The organism is Cerasicoccus sp. TK19100 (genome assembly GCF_027257155.1).
Lineage (GTDB): Bacteria > Verrucomicrobiota > Verrucomicrobiia > Opitutales > Cerasicoccaceae > Cerasicoccus > Cerasicoccus fimbriatus.
Window position 1 is genome coordinate 277,952 of the sequence record NZ_JAPWDU010000005.1, and the last position, 12,395, is coordinate 290,346.

Genomic DNA, 12,395 nt, shown 5'->3' on the forward strand with positions numbered 1-12,395 from the left:
TGTATTTGCTTTGTTAAAGAAGGGTTTGAGGCGGTCAATAAAGTAACAAATTATCTAGTTGCATCACATAGCTGTGCTCTCTAGGTTACAAGACTATTGTGTTAACTTAAACCAGATTTCCTGAGCCATACCCTAGCCCCATATGAAAAAACAACTGTTTACAGCTAGCCTAACATTTCTCGCGCTCTCTCATATGTCCCTGCACGCAACTGATCTCTCTTGGAAGGGCGGTGACGGCGTATGGGATCTTGGCATTTACAGCGAACCTTACAGTGGTTCTTGGCCATCTGGCGGAACCTGGACGGGGGCGGCCAACTGGGAAAGTGGCACCACCTACTGGACTAATCAAGGTAGTGGAACCATTACCGCGACCACCGGGGCGACCGGGCCGGGCTCAGGTGGGCGCGATGCGGCTATTTTCGATGTCGCAGGCGGCGGGCGGATCGAGGTGAGCGATGTGACCGACATTCGGCCTCAAGGCATTTTTGGTGGTGTTGTTTCATTTCGGGCCAGCGGCTATGAACTGTACTCGGACAGTTTGGATGGCGCGCGCATCGAAATGAATTTTTCCTCCGGCCTCGAAGTCCGATCCGGAGTGACTGCTAAGGTTGGCTCGGGGATCAACTATGTATTGTCCGGGGGCGACGAGGTGAGTGGCGGCGGCACATTGGAACTGGCTGGCTCGTTATGGCGCACGTCCAGCGGTGTCCTTCGGGTTGTTGAAGGGACTACTATAAATGTCCTTGAAGGCGGCAAACTTGGCGGCGACTTTTTGGGGAACAATATCTTTATCGGTACGAATGGACCTGGCGTCCTGAATGTGAATGGAGGCGATGTAAACGTAGGCAACGGTACGCAGAATCGCAGTCTGGTTCTTGGCACTGCCTCTAATAGTGATGGCACCGTGGTGAACCTCAACAGCGGCATGATCACAGTCAAAAGCAACGCAACTAGTGGCGTCGTTCTTGGCGCGTCCAACATCGGTAGCGGCACAGTCGAGTTCAACCTCAACGGCGGCGTGTTGCAAACGCCGGGCATCCGCTCCGAGGCGGGGAATGCTATTTTCCGATTTAATGGCGGCCTTTTGCAGACGATCAATGATTCGTTGAACGTTTTCACCGGCGTAGATGCCGTTTACGTAGGGCAGCAAGGGGCACGGGTCAGTTCAGGGGATGGCTTTGGCGGATACGCGGCCATCTACGAGAAGCCCCTTCTGAGCGATCCCGCGCTCGGTAGCCAGAAGGATGGAGGGCTGATTAAGCAAGATTTCGGAACGATCACTTTGGCTCCCGGGACGAATTACAACGGCGACACAGTCGTCGAGCGCGGGGTCCTGGTGGTGCCCGATGCCTTTTTTGACGCTTCGTGCAGCGTGCAACTCGGGCCGAATGGCCGGCTTGAGCTGAACTTCGACGGTGTGGCGACCGTGTCGACCTTTTACATCAATGGGAAACCGCAATCTATCGGCACTTGGGGTGGGGTAGATAGCGGTGCCACCCATATCACACAGCAGATCAGCGGCAACGGCATTCTTGAGGTCACTGGTGCCGGCCCTGCGCTACCTGAATTGGTGGCTGCGCAAGGCCCGAACGTGGGTCGTGAATATGATGAGGCAATTGTCGCCTCCATTCCCGATCCTCTGGTTATGGAAAACGGCCAACCTGTCACCTCCGCAGAGCAATGGATGGAAAGTCGGCGTGGAGAAATTTTGGAATTATTCCGTGAGCATGTCTATGGGCACAATGCAGTCGAGCGGCCGGAGGATCTTAGCTTCACTGTCGAAGGTCCGTGGTCGGTTGGTGGCGACGCAGCAGGGCGGGCGACCAAAAGCAGAATTACCATTACCTACCGCAAGGACGGCAAGGAGGGAAGTTTCCCATTGTATATCCTGACTCCCACCTGGCTCGATAAGCCGAAAGGCATTTTCTTGCTGATCAACATCAACTCTGAGGGCAACACCACGCATCCGGAGAATAATGGCCGGATACTTCCAGGCGTTGACATCATTAACCGTGGTTATGTCGCGGCAAGTTTTTATAAAAACAACCTTTCGATCGATAACGAGGATGATGCCTTCAACTCGGGTGTCTTCGAGGTCTTTGGTCCGACCGGGAGCCCGGTGAATGATCGGTATCCAGAGCGCCCCTCCAATGCTTGGGGCACGATTGGCGCATGGTCCTGGGGTGCAAGCCGATCCATCGATTACTTCAAATCGGTACCTTTGCTTCAGGATATTCCGATCGCCGTTGTCGGCCATTCTCGTGGCGGCAAGGCGGCGCTCTGGACTGGCGCTCAGGATGAGCGTGTGGATTTGACGATCAGTAATTCCTCAGGCTCGACCGGAGCAGCCATGGCGCGAACCAAAGGCGGCGAGAGCATCAAGAGGATCAATGATGACTTCGCCCACTGGTTCGCGGATAACTACAAAAATTATAATGAACGCGAAACGGAGCTTCCTGTCGATCAACATATGTTGATGGCGCTGATCGCCCCGCGGCATCTGTATGTCCAGAGCTCCTTTACCGATTACTGGGCTGATCCGGTCGCTGAATTCGAATCGGCGCTTCGCGCGGGGCCAGTCTATGATCTCTTTGGGCTGAACATTGTGGATGCCCGTTGGCGTCCCTGGGCGAATGATCCGAAGCATGCGGGAGATATTGGCTATCATGCCCGCGGCGAGGGGTTTCCCGGTGACACGGGGACCGGTGGCTCACACAGCCTCCGGAGGTATGACTGGGATCAATACCTCGACTATGCGGATCGGCATCTCAGTAACTACGGCAGTTCAATTCGCAATTGGCGGAGCGACAACAGCCTAAACATCCATGGTATGGATGATCTTAAGGACTTTTCCGGAGACGGCACACCGAATTTGCTTAAGTATGCGTTCAATTATCCGGTGGACGAAGTCGCCCAAGTCATGGAGCCAGGAGGCACCTCTGGTTTGCCTCGGTTCTCCTCGCAAAGCGGGAACCTGACTTTTGAGCATTTGCGCAGGTCTCCTGATTCAAATCCCGGGATCGAGTATCGCTTCGAAGAAAGTCCCGACCTCAAATTTTGGACTCCATGGACACCTTCAGGTCAAGCCGTCACCATCGATGCCAACTGGGAGCGGATTACGTATCAACTCGCACCGCTGGCAAGCGAAGCTAAGAAGTTTTACCGTCTCCGTATCCTTCGAGACTCCTTCTGAAGTCCATTTTATAGAAACGCTATTGAGGAGTTTGGATACAATAACTGGCAGGTGGATAATGTCACAATAATTTTCCGTTAGGTTAAGCCGTAATCAGTGCACCTAGCCTAACTCTCAGTCCACTAACAAATATACCCAAGAAAATGAATACTCTATTAGTATCGACATCGTCGAATAGACTCATACCCCGGCACAAACTCTTGATGTTGGGTGCCCTTACTGCGATGGCATGTAGTGCTGCGCATGCAGAGAACGTTTACTGGCTCGGCGACATAAATGGTAATGGTGTCTGGGACACCACAACCGCAAACTGGGCCTTGGGTTCACCAGGTGGTGTTGACACGACTTTTACGAATGGTGACAATACGTTCTTTTATTATAGTGGCGGAAATCTCAATTTAACAGAGGATCTCACTACTAATTATCAAGAAATTGGTCAAAGCGGTGGTACTATCGGTCTCAACTACGTCTTCACGAGTGATGTCGTTGATGGAGTTAATTTGGGGTATACGAACAGAATTAGCATCAACGATGGGAATCAGGCGACTATTGGTAGTGGGGTTACCGCAATCTTCTCCGGTAGCGATACCAATCTTCACATCGAAGGGGATAGCAGCGCCCAGAGCATCCTGAACATTGATGGCGGTACGGTTCTTAAGAACAGTTCGAGCGTTTTGAACCTTAGCAATGTCACCGTGAATGTCATCAATGGTGGTGTTTTGGGCGGTGATGCCCAAGGAGGAACGCAAATCTTTTTCAGGAATTCGTTTTCTACGCTTAACGTCGATTCGGGTGGCCGTGTTCAAGTCGGCAATTCTTCCGGGGGAAGTACTCAATTTCGCGGCCTGATCGTTGGTGTCGGCGCTGGTGGTGGTGGTGAAGTCAACATCGATGGTGGTCGAGTTGAGAGCTATAATACTGCCGTTTTGCTCGGTGATAACCAAGCTTCCGGCACATCTGCGACTATTAATCTCAACGGCGGCGTGCTTTACGCTCCTCAGGTTAGAGCGCAGAACAACAATGGTGGCGTGACCAGCACCCTGAACTTTAACGGTGGTGTCCTTGAGGTTTCTTCAACGAATGCCATAACCGCCAACTATTTATCGGGGATCACTAATGTGGTTGTTCAGGAAGGCGGCGCGATTATTGATACCAATGGTCAGAGTATTACCATCAATCAAATCTTAACTCATGATGTTAACCTCGGCGCGACGGCTGACGGTGGACTGACGAAGCAGGGCGTTGGCACTTTGACGCTTAATGGCGTCCAGGCATATACTGGGAATACCACCATTCTTGGCGGCACTGATGCAGCCAACCTGAGTGTGCTCAGTATCAATAGCGCGTTCCTTGCAGACTCGTCGGAAGTGTATATCGAGGAATTCGGATTTCTTAATCTGAATTTCGCCGGCACTGACACGATAACAGGGCTCTACTTGGACGGCATCGCCATGGCTCAGGGAACCTGGGGGGCGTCTGGCAGTGGCGCAGACAACATCAATGACACTTACTTCGGCGGCACCGGTCAACTCATGGTCATCCCCGAGGTGAGCTCTTACGCCATGATCCTCGGAGGATTGAGTCTGGCGCTGATCGTCGCACGGCGGCGCAAAGCTCGCGGATAATCACCGCAATGAAAGCTTTCATCAAGGCCGTCAGTGAAACTGGCGGCCTTTTTATGGGCCCCAAATATTTGGTGCCGTAAAAGACGATATGGCACTAAAAATCGTTGACATATCAACTATTCGAGTAACAATATCTCTTGTTACTTAAACCCAAAAGTCTTAATTCCCAAAACAACATGAAGCCAATGACTCTTTATTTTGCAAAATCCACGATGCGCACCGCTGTGAGCATCTCCGCTGCATTTCTCTCGCTGGCAACCCTCGCATCTGCTCAGACCATTTTGGTCGACTTCAGTGAAAACAGTGGCGTTGCGTCGCCGAACTGGAATCTTTCCAACACCGCCAGTTTCAATATCACTGATATGGTGGATTCGAATGGAAACGCCACTGGGATTGACTTGGTATTTACTGCTCCCGGTACGCCATCAGAGAGCGGTTTATGGGGCGTTACTGGGGCTCCAAGTCCGTTTGACACGTCCGCCGCTTATAATGATGGCCTTTTCGGTGGCTCTGGTGTAATTACCACCTTTGAACTTCGGAATTTGTCGCCCACGGACACCTATACACTGACGCTCTTTGCGTCCCGCGATACCACTACTAATAGAACAACGAATTACACGGTCACGGGTTCAGGGACTGGATCCACTTTATCTTTGCAAACATCGGGAGCAAATGTAGGTGGCGCTGGTATCAATCATAATATTAGTAACGTTGCCGTATTCTCCGATATCTCAGCAAATGGAAGCAACGTGATTACCGTTAGTTTTACTAACCCATCAGATTTTTCTTATCTGAACGCCATGGAGATTCATGTGATTCCTGAGCCGGCCTCGTTTGCTATGATCCTTGGAGGTATTGGTTTGATGTTGATTTTTGTGCGCCGCAAAATGCGCAGGTAATAAAGAAAAACAAACTTTCATAAAGGCCGTCGGTTTCCCCGACGGCCTTTATTGCATTCTAGACTCTATGCCGGAAATCGCTCAGATTGATACCCCCTCAAAGTTGCGCGACATCTTAACTGGTATTGCTCAGCTCAGTCTTGTTGTTGAGTCGAGCATGGTTGGAAATACGTCTCTCAGGAAACTTCGGCGGGTAAGATTGCGAGTCGCTGGCAACTAATATGAATCGATTGGAAAGCTGCGTTGCGCTTGCCCGAATATGGACAGCCGATGAGCGCCAGTTCTTCTGAGCAAGTGTCTATTGCAGGGCCTCATTTGTTGGGTGCGGGATGTTGAAAGTCCGCTGAAAATTGCATCTCAGTAATGAGGGCAATAGGAGGGTGCTATGAAGAGCTTTCCATTTAGCCGAAGCTTAACGTGGATTAGCTTAACGTTGGTAAATGAGTCGACTGCGAATGTTTATGGATATCCCGGGCGGGATTTATTCGTCATGTAGTCATCGTTGAATCAATCATATTGAATCAGGTAGAAGCGGCACCCTTCGGGAGAAATTGGGTCTTCATACGGAGGTATCGGTTGTGGGGATACGAGGGACCAATTACTGAGATTTTCACTGGTCCATAGTTGTCCGGTACCTGACCAGTCGATGATGTAGTCGTTGCCGAGGCTGACTGGTCGATAAAGCACGGGTGCCCTGGACGCCTGGTTGCCAATCACGACGGTGCCGATATAGTAAAAACCATTGCTGTTCGTGTTATTAGCACCTTTACTTATGGTCAGTGTAATCTCACCGGAAGCGTTTGGCTGCATGTCGGTGATCTTCGCTGTTGAGGAAACATTGTTGGCCGCATTAAGAGTGGCCGATTGACTAGTCGCACCCGTTAAAGTGTATTTCGTTTCGCGGTTGTCCGAGACCGAGGTTCTGGAGGCGTAGAATGTGAAGTCGTAGGCGGTTTCGGGATCGAGATTCGAAAAAAGAAAGACGGCCTTACCGTTATCGGTGAAACCAGCGAAGGTGCCATTTTGACCGTAAAGACTGTCCGCTGTGGCACCGCTAGGGTAGGGGCCGGAAGTGGCACCCTCGCCATTCGTCCCCGTGGGCGCGTCTGCTAAGCTTAGACTGATCCCCGTTGGCATTCCGCGCGAGTCGCGCAAGTTGCCGAGTAGCTCTGCGGGAGTGGCCGTGCTATTACCGACGGCGTTGCGAACCGATTCTTCCAGCGCCACTTGGTTCCAGACGTCGCTCGAGCCGGAAACGGTGTTAGCTCCGCCGAAATCTACGTAGATCAGATTCGGTGGCGATTGGGTTGCTTGAAGGCTTATGCGTCTTGAACTGACCTGGGTATTGCCGGCGTTATCCCGGAGGGCGGCGGAAACTTCAACCAGAACGTTGCCGACGAGTTCGGTGGCCGTCGTGAGAGTGACGCTGCTGTTCAGGTTTGCGAGGGCCACGCTTTCGATCGCGATGCGGTTGCCCCGGTTGATGATAGTGTAGTTGGCCGGATCGCGGGCAGTGGTTTCGTCGAGTCGATCATCAAATCGGAGAACCAGTGTTTTTGCGTCAGCTTGGGTGAGGCCTGTCCATGTGGGAGGTGTCGTATCGGATAAGTCTTCTGCAAGGCCCGCGGCGACGACGGTCTGCCACGCGATGTTCTCGACGAATGCGGCCTCCGACGGTTTGAGATTCAGGTTCAGGGCAGTAACTTCTGCAGTGTTGTAGAGATCTACCGGGCTGTCCTGGTAGATCGCTGCGTAGTGCACGCAGGCGGAAAGATAGTAGCCGAGCGAGTTGCCATGGTAATCGTCGCTATCGAAAAGATCGATATAATTGGGATCGCTCGGGTGAAGATTGCCGCCCGCATGATCCCAAGCTTGGCCCACTGGGTTGACCTTGACTGCCGGGTTCGACGGATTGTCAGTGTTGAGTGAGTCTGCGAGTGCTTGATAATTCGTGACCAACTCGTTGAGCATTTCATCGGTCGACTCAAAGGTGCTGGAAGTGGATGTCCCGGTGATCAGGGAGTGGATCGCCGCACGTGCCCAAGTCTGGTAAAGGTGCACTTGCGTATCGGGGTTGTTGGCCAAAATCGAACCATACAGCAGTGTGCCGTAAGTCATGTGCTCCGAGACATTGCCGATATGGGTGGGCTCGGTGGAATAATTTTGCATCACCACGTGGGTCCATGGCTGCGAGGCAATTTCGGTCTGATGGTTTTCGTAGTGATATTGAAAATCCTTACCGCGGACAGCGGCTATCGCAGTAGTCGGATCTTCCTGCCCCGCCGCTCGTGCGAGGGCGTCGAAGATGTCCGGAACATTCCGGGCTCCGCCACTACCGAGTGTGAAGCTGTTGCCCAGGAACAACACCTTGTTTTCTGCACCAGCAAAGTTCGTGAGTGTCACTAGGGCCAATATCGTGGTCGCGAGGTGGTTATATAACGCTTTCATGTCGTTGGGGCATTGCATTTTAGAGTCCCCGAAGATGGGTTGAGTCATCGGCCCAGCTTGGAGGTGTATCGGCGGGTTCATCTATTGTGTTTCAATAGAGAATTCAGTGCCGACTATTCTTAATATCGATAATCGAAGTTAAGATTTTATCTAACAGCCTAGCTGGAAATAATGCAACATATATTCATGTTTCATTAAAGGATTTCACGCGCAGCCCCATTTTCGCTTTCTTGAAGTGGAATGAACATCGCCGTGAATGCGGCGCACAGTGTGATTGCTGTCGCCCAGGTAGGGGGCATTTGCCCTTGTAGGGGAGGTGGGGCTTAGGTGGTCAAGTTGCGGATCACTTTGGTTGGCAGCACTTTGTTCTGTTTGATGCGATCACCAATAAGTTTTCCCGCGACCGATCCCATTTCGACGAAGGGGATATCGACTGTGGACAATCCGCCCAAGTGAGCGATCTCGGTTCCCATTCCGGAGATGATGCCGACTTTTTCCGGGCAGCGGATGCCGGCCAAGCGGATGGTATCGAGAAGGAGTTTGCAGACGCTGTCTTCCAGACAGAAAATTCCAATGCGCTCGGGGGCGTTGCGGATGAGTTCGACCAGCTGTTGGCGTTCCCGGTTGTTTGTGGCCAGGCAAACGTCCTCCGGATTGAATTGGGTCAGTTCGCGGGCGGCCTTTTCGCCTGCCTCGGCCATTTGGTCGACGGCTGAGTCACCCTTGAAGGGAATCGCGATGATGATCCGCTCGTAGTTCTGGTCCAGAAGGTGACTGATCGCCTGGCGGCCTGCCGTGTCGTAATCGATACTGACCGAAGAGATGCCCTCGACCTTTGTCGATCGCCACAGGAGGACTGCGTTGCGCAGGTCGTCGACGCAGTGGTCGAGCACGTCTTCGTGCCAAAGATGGTCGAGTAGAAAGCCATGTTGGCTTTGCGGGTTGGTGCGCAACACTCGTCGAAATGACTTGAGCTGTTCCACGGAGTTTTGGAACTGAGGGGCCTCCTCTGGTTCGGTCAGAGTGACTAGGCGGACATCTGATGGGAACAGCAGGCTGCGACGTGCCTCGGCGCACTGTCTGCTAAATCCTTGGAGCATTAGTCGATAGCTTACATGCCGCGCGGTGAGCTCGCGCACCAAGCAGAACACGGGTTTGGGGCGTTCTGCCATTTCGCGTCCACTGGGCAGGAAATAGCGACCGCTGTCGCTGCGCCAGACTAAGCCTTCCTTGTTGAAGCGGCGCAAGACGCGATGGGCAGTCACATTGGACACACCGAACTTGTCCGCCAGATCCCGCGTGACGGGTAGCGGGTTGCTGGGGTCCCAGTTCCCGTCCTTCAGAAGCTTCAGGATTTCTTTTTCCAGTTTGATGACTTGTTGTCCTTTTTTTCGCGGCATAAACGAGATCTAGATTTATTGGAGAATCGCCCTGCGAGGCAGTAGGATTCGCGAATATGATTATCTTGTTACAGAATGCAATGTGTGCGTTACATAATGATGGGTGCCAGCGTCAAGCCCCTTTCGCAAGATATTCATCGAATCCTGTTTTTTAAGTCGTTTCCTGTTGGAACGTTGGCCGAAATCGACCGTTAATCAGTTTTCAGCTTAAGTCTCTCTAGGGCGCAGGGCGCTAGGGTTCTTTTCGCAGAGTATCGATAAATTTGGAAAGTAACAAAAAAACCTGTTGCATTATTGGCTACCTCAACTAGTCTGTATAGGAAATATAAGAACCCGAATTATGAAACTAAGATACTTTCTGTTCCTGTCCCCGCTGGTTGTTCTGGGGCTACAAAAAAACGTTCAAGCTGAACATGTGCTCTATGATTTTGAAAACAGCTGGCAATTTGAGGATTGGGAATACAATCAATCGGATCTGACAGTCGAAGCTTCAGAGGAGTTCGCAGTGAGTGGCACGACCTCGGCTCGATTTTATTCTCCGCCAAAAGCGATTGCTCCGACTTTTGAATCCAGAGTGTGGGATAACAACTGGGAAGACGCTGACCGCATCGCGATGAACTTCATCAATCCCACTGAGGAAGAGCAACGGATCCATGTATTGGTTGGTAGTGAAGTGACCGGATTTGCGTTTGAAGTGACATTGCCAGCCTTGAGTCACATTCGCCAAGTCACGGAATTGCAGTTTTCTGAGGCCGTGCGTACGCACAATATCAATGCGATCACCTTTACTGGCCAAGTGAACAAGGAAGTGCTTTTTTACTTGGATAATATCAGCCTCTTGGAAGAGGGCGAGGAGCCTTTGGATAAGCCCGAAGAAGGTGAAGATCGTAAGCCCAAGAAAACGTTTACGATTACTGAGGATTCCGGTGGTCTGACAACCGATCTGGATGTATACCGAGTTGAGTTTGCTGCAAGCAAAGCGGAAGACTTGCGTGCGTACTTTGAAACTTTGAATTTGAGCTCAGAGGACGTCGTTTCGTTTTTGAATCATGAGTTGGATGGATTAGTTGCCGAGTTCGCAGAGAGCGAATCGGCCGAAGAGCAGCAAGCGGTTCTTTTGAAAATGAAGCGACTGCAGATGACTGCGGATCGCTTCGTGGAAGCTGAATCCTACTTGCCTGAATATAGCGGGGACAAAGGAGCTGGTTTTGTCGTTGGACTCGCTGATTCGATGGTGAAGGTCATGCCGAAGCACCTGCCGGCTCATTTAACGATGGCTGACTCCATTGAGCTCAGCCTGGCCGGTGGCGAGAAAGAAGCGTTTCAGGTCGCCGTGATGCCTTATGAGAAGCCAGCCGAGAGGGTTACCGTTGAACTGAGTGAGTTGAAGGGCCCGGGCGGTGCGATTCTGGACGGGGCAATGACTGGTGTCGAACTGGTTACTTATACCGAAACTACCTATAAGACTGCGCCTGATGTTGAGTATATAGGCTGGTGGCCGGATGCGCTTATGGCGAAAGATGAGCCGATTGATGTGGCCATGGGCGATGTGCAGAGCTGGTGGGTCCGTTTGGCGGCTAAGCGCGATCAGCTGCCTGGTGAATACACCGGACAGGTCATTATTTCCAGCAACGGGAAGAAAGTCATGTCCTATGACGTCACCGTAACTGTCCGTGCATTCAATGTTCCCAAGCACGCGCCGATCCCAACGGCACTGACCTTTGTGGATCGTAATTTGGATAAGGTAACTGCCATTGGCGATGAAACGTCTTTTGATGAGAACTGGAACAAGATTAAATTCGATTATGCGGACAAGCTCGCAGAGTATATGATCAATATGGATAGCATCTATCGTACGCCAAAGAAGGGGCGGGTCGATACGATTGACTGGGACATCGTCGAGTATCTGCACGATAAAGGGCAGCTCGTGAGTGTATGCTTAGGCTATTTCTGGGGCACCTCGGATGAAACGGTGGAACTCTTTCGCCCGCACTACGAGAAGGCCAAAGAACTAGGAGTTATGGATCACGTTTACATCTACGGATACGATGAGCGAAACAGTGATCAGTACGAGAATATTAATACCTTTTCAGAGAAATTTGCGAAGCAATTTCCAGAAGTGGATCTGATTATGACGACTTCGCAGGATCACAGTTATGGATTTGATTCCGTGATGAAGTCCCTGACTGGCTGGTGCCCGATTATTTCCCGTTACAATCCAACGCTGGCCGAAGAGGCTCGTAAGCTCGGTCGTCAAGTATGGCTCTACACATGTGTGTGGCCGCCGCACCCGTATCCAAATATCTTTACGGATTATCCCAATATCGATAACCGGATTCTGTCCGGCATGATGTTGGCCAAATACAAGCCGGATGGCTATCTATACTACCATACGGCATGGTGGCGCACATACGGCGGGATCACGCAATACCCATACACCGACTGGAATCCCACGACCTTTCCGGGGACGAATGGAGATGGGGCCTATTTTGCCATCGATGAAGATGCGAACCTCTTGCCCACAGTACGGGTTGAAAACTATCGCGATGGTCTCGAAGACCTTGCTTACTACATGATCCTTCAACATCAGATCAAACTCAACGAGCAGTCTGACAATCCTGATGAAGAATGGCTCAAAGTAGCCCGCGCGACCCTCGCTGCGAATGACGATTATGTCCGTACTAGAATCGATTGGACAAAAGACCCCAAGGAGGTGCGTCACTACCGGACACAGCTAGCGAATGCGATCGAATCATCTCCAGAAAAAGATACCGATCCGTGGAAAGATGGCATGGGTGTTCTGGGTATTGACTGGAATTAAGTCCAGGCA

At 51.6% G+C, this 12,395-nt stretch carries 6 protein-coding genes; 4 read left to right on the plus strand and 2 right to left on the minus strand.

Annotated elements, in window-relative coordinates; translation table 11 throughout:
• Window positions 1–142: 142 nt before the first annotated feature.
• The 3 genes from O3S85_RS13825 to O3S85_RS13835 all read left to right on the plus strand — a co-directional run bounded on the left by O3S85_RS13825 (window position 143) and on the right by O3S85_RS13835 (window position 5,717).
• Window positions 143–3,193, plus strand: coding sequence for a glucuronyl esterase domain-containing protein (locus tag O3S85_RS13825; RefSeq protein ID WP_269541067.1), 3,051 nt, complete (start codon window positions 143–145; stop codon window positions 3,191–3,193).
• Between the two features lie 143 nt (window positions 3,194–3,336).
• On the plus strand, window positions 3,337–4,818 hold the full coding sequence (locus O3S85_RS13830; protein WP_269541069.1) for an autotransporter-associated beta strand repeat-containing protein: 1,482 nt from the start codon (window positions 3,337–3,339) through the stop codon (window positions 4,816–4,818).
• A gap of 176 nt (window positions 4,819–4,994) precedes the next feature.
• Window positions 4,995–5,717: a PEP-CTERM sorting domain-containing protein gene (locus O3S85_RS13835; protein WP_269541071.1), complete on the plus strand. Its 723-nt coding sequence runs from the start codon at window positions 4,995–4,997 to the stop codon at window positions 5,715–5,717.
• Window positions 5,718–6,224: 507 nt separating this feature from the next.
• Here O3S85_RS13835 and O3S85_RS13840 read toward each other — a convergent pair.
• Both O3S85_RS13840 and O3S85_RS13845 read right to left on the minus strand, forming a co-directional pair.
• Complete coding sequence (locus tag O3S85_RS13840) at window positions 6,225–8,165, minus strand: SwmB domain-containing protein (protein WP_269541072.1); 1,941 nt, start codon at window positions 8,163–8,165, stop codon at window positions 6,225–6,227.
• Window positions 8,166–8,488: 323 nt separating this feature from the next.
• Window positions 8,489–9,565 (minus strand): substrate-binding domain-containing protein, encoded by a 1,077-nt coding sequence (locus tag O3S85_RS13845; protein WP_269541074.1) that lies wholly within the window; start codon window positions 9,563–9,565, stop codon window positions 8,489–8,491.
• Window positions 9,566–9,905: 340 nt separating this feature from the next.
• On the opposite strand from O3S85_RS13845, the gene O3S85_RS13850 reads away from it, so the two are divergent.
• The gene (locus O3S85_RS13850; RefSeq protein ID WP_269541076.1) at window positions 9,906–12,386 is read left to right on the plus strand and encodes a glycoside hydrolase domain-containing protein; all 2,481 of its coding nucleotides are present in this window, start codon (window positions 9,906–9,908) and stop codon (window positions 12,384–12,386) included.
• Window positions 12,387–12,395 lie beyond the last annotated feature (9 nt).

Coding starts and splice junctions, on each gene's coding strand:
- O3S85_RS13835 (WP_269541071.1), top strand. CDS start 4,995: ATGAAGCCAATGACTCTTTATTTTGCAAAATCCACGATGCGCACCGCT.
- O3S85_RS13840 (WP_269541072.1), bottom strand. CDS start 8,165: ATGAAAGCGTTATATAACCACCTCGCGACCACGATATTGGCCCTAGTG.
- O3S85_RS13845 (WP_269541074.1), bottom strand. CDS start 9,565: ATGCCGCGAAAAAAAGGACAACAAGTCATCAAACTGGAAAAAGAAATC.
- O3S85_RS13850 (WP_269541076.1), top strand. CDS start 9,906: ATGAAACTAAGATACTTTCTGTTCCTGTCCCCGCTGGTTGTTCTGGGG.
- O3S85_RS13825 (WP_269541067.1), top strand. CDS start 143: ATGAAAAAACAACTGTTTACAGCTAGCCTAACATTTCTCGCGCTCTCT.
- O3S85_RS13830 (WP_269541069.1), top strand. CDS start 3,337: ATGAATACTCTATTAGTATCGACATCGTCGAATAGACTCATACCCCGG.